Origin of the sequence: Bifidobacterium parmae, assembly GCF_002860365.1 — a bacterium.
In the GTDB taxonomy this organism is placed as follows: domain Bacteria; phylum Actinomycetota; class Actinomycetes; order Actinomycetales; family Bifidobacteriaceae; genus Bifidobacterium; species Bifidobacterium parmae.
The window spans coordinates 36,904-58,801 of record NZ_NMWT01000007.1 but is presented as its reverse complement, the minus strand read 5'-3'; the positions used below and the strand labels follow the sequence as shown (position 1 = coordinate 58,801).

The 21,898-nt window shown below is 61.5% G+C and carries 17 protein-coding genes, 1 tRNA gene and 4 pseudogenes; 6 read left to right on the top strand and 16 right to left on the bottom strand.

Going from position 1 to position 21,898, the window contains the following annotated elements:
- Positions 1 to 145 precede the first annotated feature (145 nt).
- Genes Uis4E_RS03360 through msrB form a run of 3 tightly spaced genes read left to right on the top strand, consistent with a single transcriptional unit; the run spans position 146 to position 5,689 of the window.
- Entirely contained in the window at positions 146 to 1,798 is a 1,653-nt protein-coding gene (locus Uis4E_RS03360; RefSeq protein WP_243394301.1) for an alpha/beta hydrolase, read from the top strand.
- Positions 1,795 to 4,668, top strand: a complete 2,874-nt coding sequence (locus Uis4E_RS03355; protein ID WP_165784829.1) for a bifunctional lysylphosphatidylglycerol flippase/synthetase MprF — start codon at positions 1,795 to 1,797, stop codon at positions 4,666 to 4,668. Before Uis4E_RS03360 ends, Uis4E_RS03355 begins: the two co-directional genes overlap by 4 nt.
- Positions 4,669 to 4,678: 10 nt before the next feature.
- On the top strand, positions 4,679 to 5,689 hold the full coding sequence (gene msrB, locus Uis4E_RS03350; protein WP_101621851.1) for a peptide-methionine (R)-S-oxide reductase MsrB: 1,011 nt from the start codon (positions 4,679 to 4,681) through the stop codon (positions 5,687 to 5,689).
- A gap of 79 nt (positions 5,690 to 5,768) precedes the next feature.
- On the opposite strand, the gene Uis4E_RS03345 is transcribed toward msrB, so the two are convergent.
- From Uis4E_RS03345 to Uis4E_RS03325, 5 genes and pseudogenes are all read right to left on the bottom strand, one after another.
- The gene (locus Uis4E_RS03345) at positions 5,769 to 6,197 is read right to left on the bottom strand and encodes a HepT-like ribonuclease domain-containing protein (protein WP_101621885.1); all 429 of its coding nucleotides are present in this window, start codon (positions 6,195 to 6,197) and stop codon (positions 5,769 to 5,771) included.
- A gap of 5 nt (positions 6,198 to 6,202) precedes the next feature.
- Entirely contained in the window at positions 6,203 to 6,733 is a 531-nt protein-coding gene (locus tag Uis4E_RS03340; protein ID WP_101621850.1) for a nucleotidyltransferase domain-containing protein, read from the bottom strand.
- 122 nt (positions 6,734 to 6,855) lie between these two features.
- Positions 6,856 to 7,635 (bottom strand): hypothetical protein, encoded by a 780-nt coding sequence (locus Uis4E_RS03335; RefSeq protein WP_133125384.1) that lies wholly within the window; start codon positions 7,633 to 7,635, stop codon positions 6,856 to 6,858.
- Between the two features lie 349 nt (positions 7,636 to 7,984).
- Positions 7,985 to 8,677, bottom strand: coding sequence for a hypothetical protein (locus tag Uis4E_RS03330; RefSeq protein ID WP_101621848.1), 693 nt, complete (start codon positions 8,675 to 8,677; stop codon positions 7,985 to 7,987).
- Between the two features lie 259 nt (positions 8,678 to 8,936).
- Positions 8,937 to 9,392, bottom strand: a pseudogene (locus Uis4E_RS03325) (DUF3427 domain-containing protein); the annotation flags it as partial.
- Positions 9,393 to 9,475: 83 nt separating this feature from the next.
- Between Uis4E_RS03325 and Uis4E_RS03320 the strand changes: the two are divergent.
- A complete protein-coding gene (locus Uis4E_RS03320) occupies positions 9,476 to 11,182 on the top strand; it encodes an AIPR family protein (RefSeq protein ID WP_101621847.1) in 1,707 nt (568 codons plus the stop codon).
- 46 nt (positions 11,183 to 11,228) lie between these two features.
- Here the strand turns inward: Uis4E_RS03320 and dcm are convergent, their stop codons facing one another.
- Entirely contained in the window at positions 11,229 to 12,503 is a 1,275-nt protein-coding gene (gene dcm / locus Uis4E_RS03315; RefSeq protein WP_101621846.1) for a DNA (cytosine-5-)-methyltransferase, read from the bottom strand.
- Positions 12,504 to 12,717: 214 nt separating this feature from the next.
- Here dcm and Uis4E_RS03310 point away from each other — a divergent pair, with 214 nt between their 5' ends.
- The gene (locus tag Uis4E_RS03310; protein ID WP_101621845.1) at positions 12,718 to 13,848 is read left to right on the top strand and encodes a hypothetical protein; all 1,131 of its coding nucleotides are present in this window, start codon (positions 12,718 to 12,720) and stop codon (positions 13,846 to 13,848) included.
- 119 nt (positions 13,849 to 13,967) lie between these two features.
- Here the strand turns inward: Uis4E_RS03310 and Uis4E_RS03305 are convergent, their stop codons facing one another.
- The 6 genes and pseudogenes from Uis4E_RS03305 to Uis4E_RS03285 all read right to left on the bottom strand — a co-directional run bounded on the left by Uis4E_RS03305 (position 13,968) and on the right by Uis4E_RS03285 (position 19,123).
- On the bottom strand, positions 13,968 to 15,458 hold the full coding sequence (locus Uis4E_RS03305) for a Sau3AI family type II restriction endonuclease (RefSeq protein ID WP_101621884.1): 1,491 nt from the start codon (positions 15,456 to 15,458) through the stop codon (positions 13,968 to 13,970).
- Between the two features lie 108 nt (positions 15,459 to 15,566).
- Entirely contained in the window at positions 15,567 to 15,926 is a 360-nt protein-coding gene (locus Uis4E_RS03300; RefSeq protein ID WP_101621844.1) for a hypothetical protein, read from the bottom strand.
- Between the two features lie 403 nt (positions 15,927 to 16,329).
- Positions 16,330 to 16,770 (bottom strand): annotated as a pseudogene (locus Uis4E_RS03295) (very short patch repair endonuclease); the annotation flags it as partial.
- A 95-nt stretch (positions 16,771 to 16,865) separates the two neighbouring features.
- Positions 16,866 to 17,216, bottom strand: a pseudogene (locus Uis4E_RS11820) (DivIVA domain-containing protein); the annotation flags it as partial.
- A gap of 38 nt (positions 17,217 to 17,254) precedes the next feature.
- Positions 17,255 to 17,357, bottom strand: a pseudogene (locus tag Uis4E_RS12395) (DivIVA domain-containing protein); the annotation flags it as partial.
- Positions 17,358 to 18,286: 929 nt separating this feature from the next.
- Positions 18,287 to 19,123 carry a GNAT family N-acetyltransferase gene (locus Uis4E_RS03285; RefSeq protein WP_101621841.1) on the bottom strand — a complete coding sequence of 279 codons (837 nt, stop codon included), beginning with the start codon at positions 19,121 to 19,123 and terminating at the stop codon, positions 18,287 to 18,289.
- A gap of 379 nt (positions 19,124 to 19,502) precedes the next feature.
- Between Uis4E_RS03285 and Uis4E_RS03280 the strand changes: the two genes are divergently transcribed.
- Positions 19,503 to 19,835, top strand: coding sequence for a putative heavy metal-binding protein (locus Uis4E_RS03280; protein ID WP_101621883.1), 333 nt, complete (start codon positions 19,503 to 19,505; stop codon positions 19,833 to 19,835).
- A 17-nt stretch (positions 19,836 to 19,852) separates the two neighbouring features.
- Here Uis4E_RS03280 and Uis4E_RS03275 read toward each other — a convergent pair whose 3' ends face one another.
- The 4 genes from Uis4E_RS03275 to Uis4E_RS03260 all read right to left on the bottom strand — a co-directional run bounded on the left by Uis4E_RS03275 (position 19,853) and on the right by Uis4E_RS03260 (position 21,806).
- Positions 19,853 to 20,233, bottom strand: coding sequence for a type II toxin-antitoxin system PemK/MazF family toxin (locus Uis4E_RS03275; RefSeq protein ID WP_101621840.1), 381 nt, complete (start codon positions 20,231 to 20,233; stop codon positions 19,853 to 19,855).
- Positions 20,230 to 20,490, bottom strand: coding sequence for an AbrB/MazE/SpoVT family DNA-binding domain-containing protein (locus tag Uis4E_RS03270; RefSeq protein WP_101621839.1), 261 nt, complete (start codon positions 20,488 to 20,490; stop codon positions 20,230 to 20,232). Before Uis4E_RS03270 ends, Uis4E_RS03275 begins: the two co-directional genes overlap by 4 nt.
- A gap of 109 nt (positions 20,491 to 20,599) precedes the next feature.
- Positions 20,600 to 20,685 (bottom strand) — tRNA-Leu (locus tag Uis4E_RS03265).
- A gap of 266 nt (positions 20,686 to 20,951) precedes the next feature.
- Positions 20,952 to 21,806, bottom strand: coding sequence for a nitroreductase family protein (locus Uis4E_RS03260; protein WP_101621838.1), 855 nt, complete (start codon positions 21,804 to 21,806; stop codon positions 20,952 to 20,954).
- Positions 21,807 to 21,898: the final 92 nt, after the last annotated feature.

The window sequence follows — 21,898 nt, the reverse complement described above, 5'->3', positions numbered from 1 at the left end:
GAGCAACAGCCGCGTGCCGTACCTGAGTGAATCATGTGAATCGTCGGGGAGAAGCTTGGGTTTTCTCGGCTCTTCCTGAATCGCGCGTTAGGCTTACGTGCGCATTGTGAAGCGCATTGTGAAGTATGTCATGGGGATGATCGGGATGGGTTCTGCTTCGGTCTCAACATTGGATACGGCGTCGTCGGCATGGCTGATGCAGGTGTCGCTGGTCCGGGGCGTATTGCCGCGGACCGTGTTCGTGGTCACCGCATGCGCCGCGATCGCGCTCGTCATATCACTCGCCATCGCGCTCGTCCGCCCGACTCGGGATTCCAGCCCGACTCCCGTCAAGCCCGCGGGTGCCGCCGGTAATACCGACTCCTCGGATTCCGCGGATTCCGTCAATTCTGCTGATCCCGCCGATTCCGCCGATCGCCCCGACTTCGGCAATCCCGCCGATCGCCCCGACTCTGGCAATCCCGCCGCCGATTCGTCCGGCATTATCCGCCGCGTCACGGTTCCAACTGCCACCGCCCTCATCCCCGCGCTCGCCATCCCCGTCGCCGCGCTCGCCGCCGGCCTCGTCGGCCTGCTGCTCGCCTGGTTCCTCTCCGACGGCATCATGGTGTTCGGCGTCTCGCTCGGCTGGCCGGTCATCATCGCCGCCGCCTGCGGGTTCGCCGGCCTCGGCGCGATCGCCGCCACGATCGTCGTCGCGAATCGTCGTCGCGCGCCTCGCGCCGCCGCCCGCCGCATCACCCGCGCGATCGCCGTCATCCTCATCCCGCTCACGCTCGTCGCAACCGGACTCAGAATCGACGCGATTTTCGGCGAATACCAGACCGTCGGCAGTCTCGTCGGGTACACGCCGTACCCGTCGCTCGACTCGGTGACCGTCCACCGTGCGGCGATGACGGTCGCGCAGTGGCGAGCCGCCGCCGCGCGCCACGCCGCGCCGGACCATCCCGCGCGCGGCCGCATACTGTCCGTGACCATCCCGAACACGGAATCCCATTTCAACGCGCGCAAGGCGATGGTGTACCTGCCGCCGGCGGCGCTCGCGAAGCGGCCGCCGCGGCTGCCGGTCATGGAACTGCTCGCTGGGCAGCCGGGCAGTCCGGGGCGGCTGGTCGCGGCCGCCGGCCTCGCGCGCATGATGAACGCGTACGCCGCCGCGCATGACGGTCTCGCGCCGGTCGTCGTCGTGCCGGACCAGAACGGCGCCGACACGCACAACAGCCTGTGCGCCGACACCAGCCAGGGCGACGCCGAAACGTATCTCACGCGCGACGTCGTCGCGTGGACGAAACGCACGCTGCCCGTCGCGACCGCCCCGCGCATGTGGGCGATCGGCGGATTCTCGCAGGGCGGCACGTGCACGACGCAGATCGCGCCGCGCCACCCGGAACTGTACGGTGCGATGCTGCCCGTCGACGGCGAACTCAAGCCGACCAGCGGCTCCGTCGCCGACATGACGACGAACTACTTCCGCGGCCGTCGCGCCGACTACGACGCGCAGGTGCCGGTCAACGCGCTCGCCGCGCTCGACCCCGGCGAGGCGCGAGGACTCGCACTGTTCGCCGGCGCGGGGGAGCGCGACACGGATTCCGTGCGCAACATGCGCACGATCTCCGCGGCCGCGCGCAAGGCCGGCGTAAGCGACGTGACCGAGATCGTCGTGCCCGGCCACGGCCACGACTGGCATGCGGTGCAGGCCGTGTGGCGGCCCGGCGTCGACTGGTTCGGCGCGCGCACCGGACTCGGCACGATGACGAAGAACGTCAAGGAGTACCCGCAAGTGGAGGTGCAGGAATGAGCGGAGAGCAGGCGCAACGGAACGGAACGGCCGGGCAGTCGCAACGGAACGGAACGACCGGGCAGTCGCAGTCCCGGCAGTCGGGCCGGCCTCGGAAGGACGGCAAACCACGGCCCACCACGCAGGCGTGGCAGGCGCTCGCCGGCGACGCGCGTCGATGGGCGGCCGCGCACCGGTTCGCCGTCGGCGCGACCCTCGCGTTCGTGGCGGTGAACCTCGTCGCGTGGATCGCGGCGGCCGTCACCGGATTCGACTTCCCGTTGCGGCTGCACACCAGCATGGCCGAGTTCAGTCTCGGCAAGCTCCTGTGCTCGCTGTTCCTCGCACGCGGCGTCATCCAATTGGTGTTCGACGCGCTGCTGTGGCTCGTCATGCTGTCCATCGCCGAACGATGGCTGGGACGCGCGCGCACCGTGCGCATCGCCGTCGCATGCGCGCTCGGCGGCGTGATCGTCGGGCTGACATTGTGCGCCGCGACCGGGTCGCTGCTGCACGACGCCCGCATCGTCGAACGCATCTCGTTCGTGCTGAGCCCGCTCACGCTGCCGGTCGGCGCGCTGATGGCCGCCAGCGCGTACTGCACGCACCTGTGGCGGCAGCGCATCCGGCTCATCGGCTACGTGGCGATCCTGGTCACGCTGCTGTACAGCGGCAATCCCGGCGGCTACTGCATCCTCGCCGCCGCGATCATCGGTCATGTCGCGGGCGCGGTGATGCGCCAGCGCGAACGGCGGCTGCGCGCGTTCGACGCCGGAACGGGCGCGACCCGCGTCGCCGGAACCGACGGATTCGACGCGACTGACGCGACTGACGCAACCGCCGAAACCGAGTCCGCCGAAACCCGCTGGCACTGGCTGCGCGGCACCTCATACGAGATCCGCCGCCTCTACGCGGCCATCGCCGTCGTGCTCGCGCTTGGCCCGGTGCTCGCCATCACCGCGCACACGCATGCCGGACCGTTGAGCACGCTGGGACTCATCATGAGCCCCGCCGCGGCCGACGACGGCACGCTCGCCCGCTGCGTCGCCGGTTCCACGCGCACCGACTGCTTCCTCCAGTTCGACCTGCTGCGCACGTCGATGCCCGGCGCGGTGTTGCGTTCGCTGCTGCCCACCGCCGTCACGCTCGTGCTCGCGTGGGGCCTGTACCGCGGCCGCCGGTTCGCCGCGGTGCTGTCCGTGGCCGTGAACCTCGTCACGGCGGGCGTCGCGGTCGCCTACTATCTCGTCGTGCCGCTGCGGTTCGCGCCGGACGGCGTCGACTCGCTCGTCGACCATGGCGCGTTCGCCGCGTGCGTCGCGAACGCGCTGCCGCCGTTCGCGTTCGCCGTGGCGCTGCTCGTCGGCCTGCGCCGGTTCCCGGTGCGCGTCGGATGGCGGCGGTTGGCCGGCGGCGCGGCGGCGTGCGTGCTCGCGCTGCTCGCATGCACGGCCGTGTACCTGTTGTACGGTCTTGCGCTGCCGGGCGAGTTCGCGCCGCGCGCCACGGCCGCGGCGCTGCTCGCCGAGCTGCCGGGACGGTTCCTGCCGATCGGTTTCCTCAGTCACGTGCGGCTCGCGTTCGTGCCGGTCACGCTGCTCGCGTCGATCGTGTACCAGGGCGTGGGACTCGTGTTCTGGATCGTCGTGCTGGTGGTCGTCGTGCGGTGGATGGGCGACGTGACGGCGGTCGACGAGCGTGCGCGCGCCCGCGCGGAACGGCTCGTCGAGGCCGGCGGCGAGTCGATGAGCTTCATGACCACGTGGGAGGGCAACGAGTATTGGATGTCCGATTCCGGGCGGTCCGCGGTCGCGTACCGCGTGTGGGGCGGCGTGGCGCTCACCTGCACCGGGCCGTTCGGCGATCCGTCCGAGTGGGATGACGATCTGATCGCGTTCTCGAAGTATTGCGCGTCGCGGTCGCTGACGCCAGCGTTCTACGCGGTGCATCGCGGACAGCGCGACCGGCTGCTCGCGATGGGATGGCAGTCGATCGAAGTGGGCGGCGAGATGGTCGTCGACCCGCGGCAGTGGAAGACCACCGGCAAGAAATGGCAGGACATCCGCACCGCGATCAACAAGGCGAAGCGGCAGGGCGTCGTGGACGTGTACTCCACATTCCTCGATGCGCCGCTCGACGTGCGCGAGCAGATCGAGGACATCTCCGAGGAGTGGGCGCAGGGCAAGGCGTTGCCGGAGATGAAGTTCACGTTGGGTGGCGTCGAGGAGTTGCGCGACCCGCGCGTGCGGCTGCTGTACGCGATGGACGCGGACGGCCGCGTGCTCGGCGTGACCAGCTGGCTGCCCACATGGCGCGACGGGCGGATCGTCGGATGGACGCTCGACTTCATGCGGCACCGTCCGGACAGTCCGAACGGCGTGATGGAGTTCCTGATCGCGCGCATGGCGGAACGGTTGCGGGACGAGGGAGCTTCGGCGGGGGTTTCGGCTGGGGCTGGGGCCGGTTCGGCTGGGGCCGGTTCGGTGGCTGGGACAGGCTCGGCCGTCGAGTTCATGAGTCTGTCCGCCGCGCCGCTGGCGGGCATGAACCCGGAGCGGGACAACACGCTGCCGGGCGGCGGCGATGGCGTCGACGCTGGGACTGGCGCCGGGGCCGACGGTGCCGGCGAGGCTGGTGCCGGGCGCATGGACCCGGGCATCGAGGTGCTGCAGCATGCGCTCCAGCTCGTGGCCGACTGGATGGAACCCGCATACGGATTCCACTCGCTGTTCAACTTCAAACGCAAGTTCCAGCCGAGCGAGGAGCCCGTGTACGTGTGCTACCCGGATGCGGCGAAACTCGCGCAGATCGGCCTGGCCGTCACGCACGCCTACGTGCCGTCCGTCACGCCCGGCGAGATAGCCGGCATGCTCAGGACCTTGCGCAAGTAGTCTTGGGCGTATGACTGATACGAACGAGAACAAGAACGACGCGACGGACGTGACGGGCGGGGCTTCCGCGCCCGCCGCGAACGTCGCCTACTTTGCGGGCGGCTGCTTCTGGGGGCTGGAACGCTACTTCCAGAACGTGGACGGCGTGATCGACACGACTGTCGGCTACGCGCAGTCCACCGTCGAGAATCCGACCTACGAGCAGGTGTGCGCGGGCCAGACCGACGCCGCCGAGACCGTGAAGGTGACGTTCGACCCGTCGCGTGTGACGTTGCGCACGCTTTCGCTGCTGTTCCTCGAGGTCATCGACCCGTTCTCCGTGGACCGTCAGGGCGAGGATTCCGGCCGCCAGTACCGTACCGGCATGTTCTTCACGTCCCAAGCACAGCAGTCGACCTACATCGCGGCGATCGAGCAGCTGATCGACCGCCAGCCGCAGCGCCCGGCCGTGCTCATCGAGCCGTTGCGCAACTTCTATCCGGCGGAGGCGCATCATCAGGATTATCTGGTGAACAATCCCGGCGGCTACTGCCATATCCCGCTCGCCGCGATCGCGAACGTGAAGCGCCGCCAGAAGTACGTGGAGAAGATCTGGGATCTGACGCTCGAACAGTTCGCGGTGACGCAGAACGCCGCCACCGAGCGCCCGTTCGTCAACGAGTACGACCACACGTTCGAGCCGGGCATCTACGTGGACATCGTGAGCGGCGAGCCGCTGTTCTCGTCGCGCGACAAGTTCGATTCGGGCTGTGGCTGGCCTGCGTTCTCGAAGCCGATCGAGGCGTCGTCGCTGACCGAGCATGCCGACGACCGCGTGCCCGGACGCCCGCGCATCGAGATCCGCACGGCGGACACGCAGATTCACCTCGGCCATGTGTTCGAGGATGGTCCCGCCGACCGCGGCGGCCTGCGCTACTGCATGAACAGCGCCTCGCTGCGGTTCGTGCCGCGCTCCCGCATGGAGGAGGAGGGCTACGCCAAGTGGATTCCGGTGGTCGACGGCGAGGTCGACGGCGAGTAGCCACGATGTCATGCCGTCTGAGTCTCACGTGAGATTGTGCTTCGAGCGAGACTCAGACGGCATGCTTGTCGTTCGTTGCTCATTCGATGGCGTCGATGATCGGACGCAGTCGTTCCGCCAATGCCGGGGCGTCCCGGGTCGCGGTGACGTAGAGTGAATCCGCGTCGATGCTGTCGTATTCGTGGACGAGGATGTTGCGCAATGCGCGCAGTTCGTTCCACGGCAGATCGGGCATGGCGAAACGACAGTCGTCCGATAGGCGCTTCGCACATTCCTGTACTTGGGTCAGTTCCTCGACGACGGAGTTGAACCGCATGCGCTCGGCATACAGTTCGTCCGCCGAGCGGGCTGCGCTCGCGTCTTCGATGGCGTAGTCGAGATGCTCCAGCAGGCGGATGAGCGTCGTCTGGTCCCGGAATGCCTGGTCGCTGTGGCGGCTGTGCCCGTGACGGCGATGACGCGGACTGGAAGTGGCGTAATCGTCGTCGGTGTTCTGTCTCTGGCTCATACGCATCAGGCCACCTTGATGAGATCCGGCGTGATATGGTCGAGGAACCGTTTGCTGGAACGGCTGCGTTTCGCGTTGCGCAGCAACGAATCGTACGAGGTGAGTGACACGGGGTGGTGCAGCATGTCCGTCAACTCGTCGCGAAGCCGGGCGATCGTCAGCAAAGAACGCGGAGCTTCGGGATCCAGCCGGTAGAGCAGATCCACGTCGGAATCGGGCCGTGCCTCGCCGCGTGCCGTTGAGCCGAATACGTACATGTCCGTGATGCCGTAACGTTCCGTCAAGCGTGCGACGGCGGCCCGAATACTCGCGATGTTCGGCACGTCCATTCCGGTGAGGCTCGCCGTGATCGGCGTGAGCGGGCTGGCGAGGGCGTCGAGCGCCTGCTCGTACCGCTGCAGGAAGTCCTGCGTCGGATTCCCCTCGCGTTCCGCGCGCGACAACGCCGACTGGGTGGTCCCCATGGCCTTCGCCACCGCGCCCTGCGTGACGTGCAGTCGCCGGCGCTCTTCGCGCAGTTCCGCGATGCTTTTCATACCTCTAATATAGCATATCTGCTATATGCAACACGTCGAGCGAACCTGACGTTCTTCCTGGCGCCGTGCGGCGGGTGGCGACGGCGGGGCGACGGGGCGAACGGCCGTCGGTTCGCGCTCGGCTATCCGCGTCCGGCCTGCTCGTTGCGGATGGAGGCGTAGACCTCCGATGCCCATGCGGTGTACGGGTCATCGTGCTCGCCGTCGAGCGGCTGGTAGTTGACGTCCGTATGCATCGCATGCGTGCCGGCGCTCGCGGTGATGCGCAGTTCGGTGGGTTCATCCACATGGTATTGCGCGCAGACGGCGCGGTAGTCGTCCATGAGCGAGCGGCCGTAGTCGAAGAACGCGCGTCGGCTCTCGTCGGGTTCGTTGCGGAGCAGGTCGCCTGCGCCGACAAGGCCGTCTCCGGCGCGGAAGAAGCAATCCCACTTCGATGCGCCGTTCTGCACGGATGCATGCACGTAGATGGTGCTGACGCGCCCGTCCTTGATGGCGTTGACATCGATGAGGGAGCGGGCGTGGTCCGCCATGCGCATCTGGAGAATGGAGGTCTTCTGCTCGAACGGATTGAGGTTCTGTTGCGCAAGGTGCGGGGTGCGGCGTGCGTCCGCCGTCTGCGCGCGAGCCTGCCGTTCGGCGCGCTCCCGTGCCTCCCGTTCCGCGGCGGCGAGTTTGCGCGTGCTGAGGAACAGTGCCGCCCATACGATGATGAGCGCGAAGTCGGCGGTGAGTCCGAGGAACAGTCCTCGGATGCCGCCGTAGATGACTGCGGACCAGACGGTCACGCCGATGCCGACGACGATGATCACCGGCAGAAGTATCAGTATGCGGCGTTGTTTGCCCGCATAGCCGGAATTTCCGGGGTTGTTTGGGTTGGGAGACTTGTTGCTGCTGGCCACTGTGCCGCTCCATTCCGTCCTGTGGTTTCGTGTTCGCCCCGATCGCCCGGACTCGTTCGATGGGCTATGCGTCTGCGCGTTCTGACCGGAGCCGCGTTTCCTCCAGATTATCGCCGTTCAGAGGGGTGCGGGGTGGTGGACTCGTAAGTTCATCCGCTGTTCATGTGTGTCGCGTGGTGTTGTTTCACGTGAAACAACACCGCCGTTCCTCGCCTGCGTGGAGTTGTGAAGCCTTGGCGGAGTGTCGCCTGCTGTCATATCGCTGCATGTGCGACGTGGGTGGAGACTGCCGGTCTCGTTACGTGGGTCAGGGTCCGACTGGGCTCCGCTGCTGCACGTGGGTGCGGCGTCAAAGCTTGGCAATGGCATCATATGCGGCAGCAACCGCGGACGAATCAGGCGCGACCGCGGCGAGGAAGCGTGTGCCGCCGTTGGTGAACGTGATTGTTCTGCCGGTTCCCGTGCCGGCGATGACGTTCGTGAGCATCGATTCGATGGCGGCGGGCAGACCGGGGTCCTGCGCGACAATGAGAGCGGTGAGATTCTCGTGTCGGAGTTCCTCATACCGTGAGCCCTCATATGGTTCCGCGTAGCGGAGCAGGTAGATGCGTATGTGCCGTCCGTTGAGGACTCTGTCCATGAGCATGAGGATCGAACGATTGTAGGCACGGTCGAATGGCGGTGGCCCATAGGGGACAGGCACGCCGAGTCGTGCGGCCTCGGCGTCCAATCCGTCGTTGCCGGTCACGGACACGCGGCCGCCGGGGCCGCGTACGACGGTGGTCGAGCTGGCCGCGCCGCGGACGATGCTGACATATGTGGCACCGCAGCGTTCCGCGGCCGCCCGTGCCTTCGCGTCGGTCCATGCGACGGTTTTCCCTCCGCCTATCGTGCCGGCGATGTATGCCGACGCGGTCGGCATGGATCCTCCATCCCTCGGTCCGCGTATCGCCGCGACGATGCCTGCGATCGCGGCGAGCAGGCAGAGCGCCAGAAGCGTTATCGTGACTATCCACAGGATGACGGTGCCGATGCCCATCATGGCCTCCTTACGGGCGTCGCCCAGAGCCGATGCGATGCCGTACCGCCTCAATACCGTACCATCGTGATGTTGCGCCGTCTGCCGGTGGGAGGAGGAGTAGCGGCCCGGACGCGTGGTGTCCTGATCGTTTCGCTGGGAGGGGCTGCAGCGAAACGGTAAGGTGTCGTGCAGTCCGGTTTGTTTCGCTGGGCTTGCCGGTGGACTTGCCGGCGGGCTTGCCAGACGGGCTTGCCGGTTGGTCACCGCCGCCCGTCCGCGCTCAGCTGGTCAGGTGGCGGTAGAGTTCCGGGTCGAGCGGCTTGGCCAATCGAAGCGTGGAGAGTGTGACGTTCACGCGCCCCTCGCCGGATGCGGTGGGTTTCGTGGTGAGCGTCGGCCGGTCGAACGCGGCGACGTGCCCGACGTAGTAGTACCGGCCGTCCGCCTCCTCGGCCTTGCGCATCACGAACAGCGGCACGAAGTGCGTGCGCTGCCATTCGGCCAGCCCCGCATCGGCACCTTCCCTCACCCACCGGAATTCCGGCGATTGCGGCGTGCGCCCGTTCTTGCTGTAGTACCGCATCTCCTGCGCGTTGAGGAATTCGTCCTCGTACTGGCTGGCTGCGTATTTCACGAAGATCGGCATCGTGCCCGTCTCCTTGTCGAGCAGGTATCCGCCCACGTTCTGCGGCGTGTTCTCCTTCCGCCATCCGCACAGCCGCATGACGTCCGCCATCGGAAGATATATTGTGGGCAGCTGTGTCGTAGTCTTATGTTATTTTCTAACCAAATAGAAATACTCGTAATCAAGGAAGATTTATGAGCGGAAATCTTAGTAATAATCAGACCCTTTTAAAGGGGTATATAGAGAAAAGCTTTAATGAGTCCGAGTATAGTAGGAAATCCGACTATTTTGAATTTTTTGCTGCTGAAAATGCATTGAAAGGTGATGGAGTGGGCATTGATGATATCACCTCAGGGTTGACTGGTAGAGGTGGTGATGGTGGCTGCGACGGATTGTATTTATTCTGCAATTCGGAAATTGTTCATGAAGATGCTATTCAGGCTATTTCCAATATTGGCCGTAGTGCCAATCTACGAGTTGTTATTCTTCAGGCGAAAAATGAAACCTCATTTAATGAAAATGTGATTATGAAGTGGAAGACACTGTCGTCGAATCTTCTAGATTTTGATAAAGAATTATCTGAATTCAAAGGTCGTTACAACGCCAGTGTTCTTGATTTCTTTGCAATGTTTAAGACGTTGCGCATGAATTTGATGGGTAAGAATGTTAAAATCATATTCGAGTATATTTATGTTTCATTGGGTGAAGATGTGCATCCAAATATTATATCTCAAGAAAAGGAGTTGAAGGAGGAAGTTGAGCGCTACTTCCCTGATAGTAGCGTAAATGTGAGGCATATCGGAGCATCGGAATTAATGACTTTGGTTAATGCATCTCCCAGCGTTAAGCTAATATTGCCTCTAGCAGATACGCCGATTTCTCTTGGTGACAGAAAAAATTATATCGCCCTTGTGAAGCTGGATGAATATTATCGTTTTATTTCTGACGATTCAAACAATCTTCGTAAATCTATTTTTGAGTCAAATGTCCGTGATTATCAGGGGGCGAATAATGTCAACAAGGCGATAAAGGGTTCTTTGTGCCGGGTTGATGGCAATGATGATTTCTGGTGGCTGAATAATGGTGTCACTATTCTGGCAGCGGATGTAACGCAAGAAACACAGAAGAAACTTCTTATCACTGATCCTGAAATTGTCAATGGTTTGCAAACCTCGAACGAAATTTATTTCTTTTACAGTGACAATCCAGAGCAATTGAATCATGAGCAGCGTCATATCTTGGTTCGCGTCATTGTTCCGGAAGATGAGTCCTCACGGGATTGCATTATCCTTGCAAATAATAGTCAGACGACTATCCCGGCTGTTACTCTTCGTGCTACTGATCCAATTCAGCGAAATATAGAGATGTGCCTTAAAAGTCATGGTCTCTATTATGATCGTAAAAAGAATTATTATAGGAATCAAGGCCGGAGGCCTGCAGAAATTGTTAGTATCTCTTTCCTTGGTCAGTGCCTAATGTCTATATTTAAGTCTTCTCCCAATACAGCGCGAGCGCGACCGTCTACTTTGCTGAACGATGATAATCAATATCATGAACTGTATTCAAATGAAATTGATATCGAAGTGTATTGGAAATGCGCCGCTTTTGGAAAGCGTATTGAGCGATTTGTTAAAAATTCCTCACTGCCGAGGGGTGTGCAAAACGATATCTTGTTCTATGTCATATATAGTGCCATTGCTAATTCTTGCAAAAAGAAGGATGTTTCTTTTTCTGATTTCCTAAGTTTGGATACTGATTTAATTGGTGATGATTCTATACAATACGAAGTAGATAGGGTTAATGCTATTTATGAGAAATTGGGTGGCAATAGTACCGTTGCAAAAGGAACTAACATGATAAGAAATCTAAAAGAGCAAATATGTTCTGATTCTGATGAATGATACTTAACTTGGGACGGTTCGTCTCTGGTTGCATCGTCCCAAGTAATCACTCGTGTCCATCACTATTTCTGGAAAGTGCTTTGCCGATGCGATGAGGGATTTCTGTGACTAGGGCGTTGCCCATGCAGAAGGCGCGGTGGCCGTCGGTCATGCCGTCGTTGGTCCAGCCCTTGGGGAACATCTGGAGCTGATCCAGTTCGTCAGGGACGAGACGACGAAGTCGGCCGTTCTGTTCGATCACATGCTTGGTACGGCTGGCTCCGGCTCCGCCCTCTCCGGTCAGGATGGTACGGCTGGGGGCGGAGGTTGAGTCCGGGAATGCGACCGGGCCTTCGGAGTACGTGTACGTGTATCCGGCGGCAGTGGTCCTTTCCTCGCGCTTGCCGCCCTTGAGATACTGCCATGACGGCAGCTTGGCGTCGTCAATCCAGAACTGCTCAGGCACTTCGGAAGCGGGAACGAGCACATCACCGAGCGTCTTGTGCGGTCCGTCATATATGGCGTCAACGCGCATGGTCAGCACATGACCGTCAATCATGACACCCGCATTGCGGAACACGCTGACCTTATCGCCCTTGCCGAAGCTTTGGGTGATTTCATAGGGATCTTCGCTGATATCGAAGCTGGCGGGCTCTTTCTCCTTCACGCTGCGGGTGATGGGGAATGCTTGCGCCATGACTCCGGTCGACAGCAGATGGGTTTCCGGCTCATCCCATGAACCATTGTGCTCGGCATAGATGTACACCCTGCGGCGTCGCTGAGGCATGCCGTATTCAGCCGCGTTTACGACGTGCCATTCGGCGTTGTATCCCAAGCGATTAAGGCAAGAGAGAATAATTGCGAAATCGCGCCCGCGTTGGCTTGCAGGGGACTTCAGCAGCCGATCGACATTCTCCAACAGCACGTACTTGGGGTGACGCATTTCCAAGAGTCGGTTGATGCTCCACCACAGTACGCCCTTACGTCCCTCGATGCCGGCAGCAAGAGCCAAAGGTTTGGCGACGCTGTAGTCCTGGCAAGGGAAGCCTCCGACGAGCATATCGAAATCGGGGATGGTGCGTTCGCCGGCTTCGACTTCATCCAGCACCTTGGCGATGTCTTCGTTCACGCAGGACCCCTCGCCGAAGCGCTTTTCATAGCAGCGCCAGGCGAACTGCTTGGTCTTCTGGCCCATGGGCTCCCACTGGTTGGCCCACACGGTGTGGAAGGGCCCGGCGGGCTCCATGTAGAAATCGTCTCCGGGATTGCCGTAGCCATCAAGTCCAAGGCGGAACCCGCCCACGCCGGCAAAGAGCTCGGCGACTCTAATCTCGTTGGCCACGGCAATCCTTTCGATCCGAACAGACGTTCTATACTCTTGACTGGAGTATACAAGAAACCGGCGCCGAGATCAAGCGGGAGGGTGTCGTCATCCGGCGCCTATGGTTGCTTCGCAACTGCTTCTTGGTTGGGCCGTCTGGGCGATTGCAGCCACCGTTTAATGGCTGCTTGAGTAATATGGTTGTAGATTGAGTGCGCGTTCCAAGGAGGGCACGATGGCAGGATATCTTTTTGCACTTGGCGACGCTGGTGTTCCCGCGGATGTACTTGAGTCACGTCAGTACTCCACGCTCATGAACATCAAGTGGACCAGTCCAACCAACGGAGTGCTTGGCGACCTTGTGACCATGAGACCTGGTGACCACGTCTATTTCTTCAAAAAGCGCAGGATTTATGGTATCGGGCGCGTGGTGACGGCTCCGGGTAAGCGCTGCGTCACGGAGAACTTCCCCGGCGCTACCTCTCAGACGACTGTTAAGTGGAGCGCGGTGAAAAAGGCTGCCTTCATGCCTGATGCTCATGGGTTCAAGAAGAATGGGTCGAAGCGAACTGAACTTGTTGGTCGTTGGGTGATTAAGTTCGAACCCGACCCGGCTTTTCTTGAAGAAAGCGTTGACATGGACGATTTACTCGTCTCCGATCCCGCGGCCTTCCGTATCATCCGCGATTTTCACCAACGCTCATTCATCAAGGTGGATGACGTCGAAGACCTCGCGATTACGGCAGCACTATTGCGCGCGAATCCCGACCATCCGCTTACGCGTGCCACAGGTCCAATCGTGCTCGCAGATGTGTTCGCGAATGGACATGAACCCGATGTGCCGGGGCTGCTTGCGAAAAACCGCTCCAAGGATGGCTCGCTCAAGCTTGAAATGTTTTTGGAGATTGGCCTGCTCTGGCAGCTTGCGCGCCGTGATACCAATACGGTTGATGTCTTCGGCGAGTGGGATTACCTCTCTCATCAAGTGCCAGCTTCTCCCGCCAAGCCTTCGGAATACATGGATCACATGGATGTTTTCGGCTACCGCTACATGACGGGTTTCAAACCCATTGTGGAATCGTATTTCGTCGCCGAGCTCAAGCGTGACGTTGCGAGTGCCGATGATGTGCCTCAAATCATGAAATATGTCGATTGGGTGAGGTCGGAGTATGCCCATGGCGATTATCGTCAGGTCAAGGCGTTCCTCGTAGCGAAGAGCTTCAGGGACGTCACGACTGAGTCTGTAGGAGCTCGGCGTGACTATACGCGGGGTTATCGTCCGGCCGAGGAGTGCACTTGGCGCGACCTCACGCTTGTTTCCTACGATGTCGACGAGCAGGGGCATATCACCTTTGCCCGTGTCTGAATGGCTGTGACATCACCGGTGGTCTGAGTGTTTGCGGCCTTGCCACAAACACTCAGAATGGAACCGCGGCGAAGGTTGTTGTGTTCCTGCATGATTAGGCAGGAACACAACAACGACAATCAGACAAGCAGGTTATGCGCTTTGATGCTTTTCGCGATGTAGCGTCTATCCAGCCAGAAGCTCTGCTTGGTGATTACCTCGCCGCTGGGAAGAACGGTGATATCCGAAGACTGTCCACTATCCCTTCCTCGCCTCGTGTGAGGACGCAGATGGAAGACCTCATTGAAAGACTGTCCGGGCAACTTGTTCTTGCCACGGACGCCGTAATCGAGCCACGTCTTGTGGACGAGCAGTTCGTGTACGTATTCCCATACCGGCTTGATGTATTGCTCGACATCTTCCGCCGGCATGTTCCAGAGGAAGCCTCCGCGGAATACGTCCTTGGACTTGTCATGACCTGTGCGGTGGGGGACCGGAGATTGCGAAACAGCAATGAGGAGGCGGTTCGTTTCGAAGAATTCCTTGAGGAAAGAATCGTCCCAACCGACATCGGGGTCCGCCCACTGCTGCCATCGTGCGTCTGTTAGTGCTTTGAATGACATGTTCTCTTTGGGCAGCCCATTCGGATACATGGTCACGGTTTTCACCATGCTGACGTTGGCCTTGTAGAACTCCTCGGTCTTGAGGATGTCACTTTTCTTGATGCTGAGCATCGCACGCGCAATGCTCGCGTTGTACTGGTTTGCCGTCGGCTTGATTGAGAGTCCGAGTTCGGCTGCGATATCCCCGGCGGTTTTGCCGATATACGGCGCGAACCGGTCTTGAAGGTATCCGTTGAGACTCTGATGCTCGGTCAAAGGCAGCTGTTGCAACTCCGATGGCTGCGACAGCAATTGCCGGGCAATGGCGGTCATGTACGACGTCTTGAAGCTGAAGGCGCGTTGCTTGGCTCGGATGATGGGCGTGCCCGCACCCTCCGGCGCCGGTGCGTCGCGCAACTGCTTCGAGTTGGCGCCTTTGGTGCATGCCGCCAGATAGTTGGTGTCCGATTCACTGAGCTGGTCGGCATGACCGCTGGCGACCTTCGCGCGGATGGTCTCCCAATCCTCCTTGATGGTCTCCAGGTCGTTTGTCTGATAACGAAGAAGATAAGAAGCCAAAACCTTGCAGTCGATGCGCAGTTCCTGCTGTTTGTCGATGCGGTCATCGTAGTAATAGACCAGAATGACGTTCTTCGCCTTGTCCCACATCTTCGATGACTCGAAGTCAGTCTCATCGGCGAGAGCCATGTAGTTGATGATATCGATGACGAGGCGTTCCTTCGCCGAAGTCTCTTTGCCCTTTTTGATGTGCTTGAGCGGAGTCACCTTCAGCTCATAGCTGGTGTCTCCGATGCGGATATCGGGTTCGGCATCGGAATTGATGGCGTAGCCCAGAACGGATTCCTCGATGATTTGACCGAGAGAGCCTTTGTTCCCGCCTTTCAACGCCCTGCCGGTCTTGTCGAGTTCGCGGAATGTCTTGTCTTTCGCCGACAACAGCGAAGTCATCACTTCGTCAAGACTCGAATACTCACGTGTCTCGTTGAAATCCAGTGCGGCATCACTCATGGTCGTCCCCAATCCCTTGGCTCCTTTGCGGTCAACCTATTGTATGCCCGATGATTTACTGGCGGAGTATTTCGTCAGAAATCATCATGAACTGTTGCTGAAAGGCCCCTAGCTCGCCGTGACCGCCAGCGCCTTGGCGAGGTCGTCGGCCATGGCTGCGCCCTCATGCAACCCGTCGCGGACTGTGCACATGCGGTGGTGGGCGGTGTCGATATCCACGCCGTCGTCCAGCATGCCGGTGACGATGGCCGTCGGTTCCATTACGTCATCGGCGATGTGGCGTACCTCGCGGGCGACGTCGTCGAGCGTTTCGGCGCGGAACGACCATTCGCGGCCGGACTGCTCGCCGTCCACGGTCGCGCTGTCCCGGATGAACAGAATCAGGCTGCCGTCGTCCATGTATTCGGTAAGGCCGCCGATTCCTTGCATCTCCAGCATCGTGTCCAACGCCTTGAGCCGTGTGCTCATAGTGGTTTTCTCTCCGTTTCCCGTCACTGCCGTGTTGTTGCTCTTTCGGTCTGCGTTCAATCGGATGTAGGCTGCATTCCCGCGTAGGTGCCCGAACGGGTGAATGCGCAGAATATAAAGGATTATAAAACTTTTCAAAAGATTAATAAGAGTCTTCAGGAGAAGCTTGAGCGCGCCTGTGGAAGCGAGAAGGATGGGCGTTCCGGCCTCGCCATAACCCTACTGACAGTTTGGCATAGGGCCTACTGACAGTTTGACATAAGGCTTACTGAGAATTCTGCATGGAATCGTGACTGGTTGCTTCGCACATAGCGTGGGTGTTGCGGGAGGTGCCGTCGCTGCCGGCAGGCGTGGGGCCAGTAGTGGAGCTGATCGCGTCGGCATCGGGAGCGGTGCTGGTGGTGTCTGCGCTATCGCTACCGACGACGATCTCGTCGTAGAGGCGGTTGAGGCGTTCCTCGCGCTTGGCCTTCACGAGCTCGCACTCCCACACGTCGATCACGCGCCAGCCGGCCGCCCGGAGCTCCGCATGCTGACGACGGTCGCGCTCGCGATTGCGCAGCAGCTTCGCCGTCCAGAACTCCACGTTCGACTTCGGCGTGCTATGCCGCGCGCACCCTTCATGCGCGTGCCAGAAACAGCCGTTCACGAACACGATCGTGCGCCACTTCGGCAGCACCACGTCCGGATGACCGGGGTAGCGCTTGTCGTTCTTGCGGAACCGCAGCCCGCGGCGGAACAGGTAGCTGCGCACCAGCACCTCGATCGACGTGTCCTTGCCGCGGATATGCGACATCGTGTACGACCGCGTGCCGCGCGCGTACTTCTCCGGGTGTTTTGGTCGTCTTGCGCGTTTCCGAGCCGTCTCCTTCGAGACCGGTGCCTTTCGGAGTGCCGGAGATGACGTCGTAGGAGGCTCCGTGTGCGTCGTCTTCGCAGTCACCACGGAATCTGAGCCTCATCGCCCGAGAACGGATCATTCCCCGAAACCGATGACGCTCCCGCATCCCATCCGCTTGCGCGGGGATCATCATGGATGCCGGAAGACATGGGGGTGCCGGGCGTGGTGGTGCCGGGCGTGGTGGTGCCGGGCGTGGGGGTGCCGCCCGGGGCCGCCGTGGGGATACCGGCGGCTGTGTGGGCTGTGGCTGAGGTTGTGGTTGTGGCGGCTACGGGGGTGCCGGTGCGCGTCGACGCGTCGTGGGCGAGCTCGTTCAGGAACTCGTCGACGTCGGCGACGTCATACCCCTCCTTGAACCGCACCGTGTGGAACGTCTGTGCTCCAAGCTCGGCCGCGGTCATCGGTCTGCCGGCCTTCATGCCGTCGACGACCTTGTCAAGGAAGTCGTCGACCTCGTCCACGTCGTAGCCCTCCTTGAACCGCACCGTCTGGAACGTCTTGTTGCGGATGTCGTCCACGCTGACCATCATCGTCCTCCTTGTCTGTTGGGCGCTCTCGTGGAGAGCCACCGATCCCATATCCAGCCTAGCCCCAGTAGGTGCCGGGGAGGGGAACGCCGGCGGGCTTTCATGAATGGGGTGCCGGGGATAGGCAGACGGATAGGCAGGCGATTGGGCCGTGGGCTGACGAATCTGCCGAACGAGAAGGCGGCTCGCATGGCCTTGAAAGGTCTTGCAAGGGCTGGTGAACCTGTAGAACGAGAGGGCGAACCTGCGTGGTTTGCCGCCGGATGTGTATGGTTCGAGGGCGAACCTGCATGGTTTGAGGTGGGATGTGTAGTCCTTGGTGGCGAACGTGTAGGGTGGCCTGCTGAAGATCGGCCGGTATCCGACTTTTCCGCCTAGGAACAACCGCATGATTCCAACGATTGCTGATTATGACTGAGTCTTCGGGAAGGCTGTCTTCACGAGGTGGGTATGCAGGAACACCGTCAATTCATGCAGGTTGCGTGCGGAATCCTACAGGTTGCATGCTGAACTATGCAGGTTGCTTGTCAAACCATACAGGTGTTGCGCAGAACCATGCACATTCCGACGGAGGTGTGGCCTGATAGGAGCTAGCTTCCGTCCGTTTTGGCGGAATCGGGGGTGACCGCGTCTGGGAATGCGGGAGACCACCCTCAGTCCCGCTCCGCGGGACAGCTCCCGCCAGCGGGAGCGAGACGATGCTGCAAAGACGTGCGCCCTGAGTGGAAACCATTCGCTCCCGCCGGCGGGAGCGGGGCGATGTTGTTCCGGTCGGGTTGTAGTCGCGGTTTGCCGGAGAGGCGGTTTCCGCCAATGCTGTCGGCATCGGCAGGAAAGCGAGCGAGGCATGCCAAGGCGGCCATGCATGTGGCGGTCCGGCCCCTTCCGGATTGCCTCATGCATGGCCGTCGTGGTCTGCTATATCGCCGGTGTCATATGCGTTCGCGTATGTTCAGATAGTCAGTGAGATCGTGCAGACTCACCGGCCGATCGGCGTAGATGCGACGGGATGCCGCGTCGGCGGTGAAGTCGACGTCGCGGCGCACCACGACGAACCCGAGCTTGTCCGCAATCATGCAGGAGGCGTGGTTGCGCGCGAGCGATGCGAGGAAGATCGGCAACGCGGCATCGTACAATGCGGCGACCTCCTGCGCGCTCGCCGCGAGGTACGAACCGTATCCGCGATGCCACAGGCGTGGCGGAATGTAGTAGCGCATGCTCAGAATGTCGCCGGTGCGACGGATGCCTCCCGCGCCGAGGAACCGGCCGGAACGGTTGTCGCGCATCACCCAGTAGCCGATGCCGTACTGTTCCCAATCGTCCATCCACCGCTCCAGAAGCGCGCGTGTCTGGACGATGTCGTTGTGGCGGTGGTTCGGCGTGTTCCACCAGGTGCGCGGGTCGGCGAACAGGGTGTGCAGGTCGGTGAGGTCGTCCATCGTCGGCGTTGAGAGATGAGGACCGCGGTTGCGTCCGGCGTGTCGTTGGGTGTGGCCTTCGGGTCGTTGGGTGTGGCCTTCGGGTCGTCGGGTGTTCGTCGCGTGCGGCATCGCACTTGGGCCGTCTCCCGCGCCGGCGCCTGTGCCTGAGCTGATGGTCGCCGGGCGTCGATGGGTCGGGTGGCGTGCGTTGCGCCGCGCGGCGGTGCGCCCGTTGATCGGCTCGCCGTTGACCGGGTGCCCGTTGATTGGGTCGCCGTTGACCGGGTTGCCGGATCGATGGTTGAAGGTTGCTGCGTTGCTGGCTTCCGTGCCGGTATCGCATGACATGGTATGGAATGCTCCTTTCCCCCTTCTCGCCCCCGAAAGTAGGGGGTATATGTGTCGTGTGATACCCCCTATTCACCATGTGGTCGTACTAGTGTGCAGGTTTCCGCGAAACTCGCTTCAACAATGGGATGTGACTGTATTTGTGTGCATGTGCTCCCCTCGGTAAAGCCGGGTTGTGCGAAGGGGGAAATGAGATAAGGGGGTCGGTTCAATAGGGGGTTGATGAGGTGGGGAGAGGCATACGTCGGCTTGGAGGTGCGGGGGAGGAATCCCGCGCCGGGGATTCCCCGCGCGGCACGCCGCTATCCTGAAGCTTATGGGCGCATGCGAATCCGGGTGTGCGCCGGATCGTCACTGGATGGACGCCAAGGAGGGCATCATGATTCTCGTCACCACAACGCCGTCGGTCGAAGGGTATGCGATCACGAACTATCAGGGCATCGTGTTCGGCGAGGTCGTCGCCGGCGTGAACATGTTCAAGGACATCGGCGCCAGCTTCCGCAACATGTTCGGCGGACGCAGCCAGGGCTATGAGGAGGAGCTGATGAACGCGCGCAACGAGGCGATCGCCGAGATGCAGCAGCGTGCGGAGGCACTCGGCGCCCACGCCGTCGTCGGCGTGGACATCGACTACGAGGTGCTCGGCACCGACGGCTCCATGCTCATGGTCACCGCCTCCGGCACCGCCGTGCAGATCGCCCGCGCGCGGTGAAGGGGTATTGATGGCGGTTACGCATAATTCGGGATGACCATCATCTCCGGCTGGATGTAACAGCTGATGAGGGTTCCGGTGATCCGGTCCATGTCATCGTCTTTGAGACGTCCGATTCTGATGGGATTGCGTTCTTCGAGGTCGAGGGCTCGAATCTGCTCGACTTGTGCATAGCCGTCGATCCATCCGTCACCGTCCTCACGCCGGACGGCTTCGATGGGCAGGTGCAGCTCGAAGTCGCCGCGTCCGTGGGAAATCGCGATGACGACGGTGAGGCTGCAATTGCGGTTGAAGTCGTCGTTGCTGACTACGACGACGGGGCGGCGCTTCCTCTGCTCATGCCCTTTGGCCGGGTCAAGGTCGACGAGGAGGACGTCTCCATAGCGCCATGCGGTCACAGCTCCTCCTTGCCTACTGCAGATCCGCCGAGTTCCTCTTCGGCCTTGTACTCTTCGGAGCGATTGCGGAACACGTCGGCGAGACGGGGAACCCGAATGATTCTGACGTTCGTGCGAATCGGGCGAAGTACGATGGCGCCGTCCTCGATGGTCGCCTCGATGCGGGAGCCGTCCGGCATGCCCACCTGTTCGCGCATGTCCTTCGGCAGCCGCACTCCCTGGGCGTTGCCCCATTTGCTCAGCGTCAGTGTAGTCACGGTGCCACCTCCTAGGTGATTGTATGCAATCCGTATGTATAGCCAAGTATATACATGGAGTGGGGCAAAGCAAAAGGGCTGGAACCTTTCGGTTCCAGCCCTTTCTTGCTGGTGCGAGTGGGGGGAGTTGAACCCCCACGAGCATACACTCACTGCCACCTGAAGACAGCGCGTCTACCATTCCGCCACACTCGCAGACAAGTGGATAACTTAGCACTGCTCCCGCGTGAGACGCAAATCGGACGCGCCTTCGGCGTGTCGCGGTGGAAGGGCAGTGTTCCGCCCCCGTTTTTTAGGTACTTGTTGCGTTTCTTGGGTGGGTGTCGGCGGGATTGCATGGTGCAATCGTCTTCACTCCGTTGCCGATGCAGGAATCAGGCAACCTAAGAAACGCGGAATGTACCTAAGAAATGCTCGACGACGGCCGACGCGCAGGCCGACATGCATATGCCCGGAGTCGCCTAGGCGGCACGCCATTCCACTTCATGCGGGGCGGCGCCGACCTCGAAGTGGTATTTGGCGCAGCCGAGACCCACATGCGCGAACAGGCCGTCCAGCGCCTCCGCGGTCACCGAACCGTCCGCGTTGAGCGTGAAGTGGAACGGCTGCTGGCTGAGCGACGTGGGCGCCGCCATCGCCGCCTCCACGCCTCGCGTGAACCAATCCGGCCACGTCTCGGCAGTCCCGCCGTCTGTGCCGCCGTCCATGCCGCCGTCCATGCCGTCGTCCGCCGCGCTCGCCAGCTCCTCGATCGGCTTGGACCTGCGCCGTCCGCCCGGGCGCGCACCGTGGCCGAACGCGATCACCCACACCACGGATTCGCCCGCATCCAACGTCCACCACGCGTCGGCCGCCGGCACGGTCTCCGCGCCGTCCAGCACCGCCCACGACGTCGCCAATCCCAGCTGGACGGCGCGCAGCACGAGCCGTTCGCCGTAGTAGCCGACGCGCTCCTGCAGCGCGGCGGCGGCCGGCGAGACCGGCGTGCCGTCCGCGTCCTTGAACGACTGCAGCGTGGCTCCGGCCGCGGTGCCGTGATCGTCGCTGTCGTCGTCTGCGCCGTCCGTGTCCGTGCCGGTCTCGACCGCGCGCCCGATCAACGCGATCGCGTTATGCACGCCCTTGAACCGGCCGTAGTGCGTCTTCAACCCGAGGAACGCGTCGTCCAGGCCGGCGGCCATCTGGATGTGCAGGCCGCTCGCCGCGTTGCACGCGTCGATTTCGGCCTGCAGCGCGGCGAGCGCGTCCGCTGCGACCGGTTCGTCCGTGTAGGCGCGGATTGCGTGGCGCGCGTCGATTGCTTCGAGAAGATTCATCGTGATGCCTTTGTGGTGATTGTGGTGGGGTGATGGATGGGAGTGGGGGCGGCGGTGCGTCGTGCGTCTCGGGGCCGGGGAACGGGCCGTGC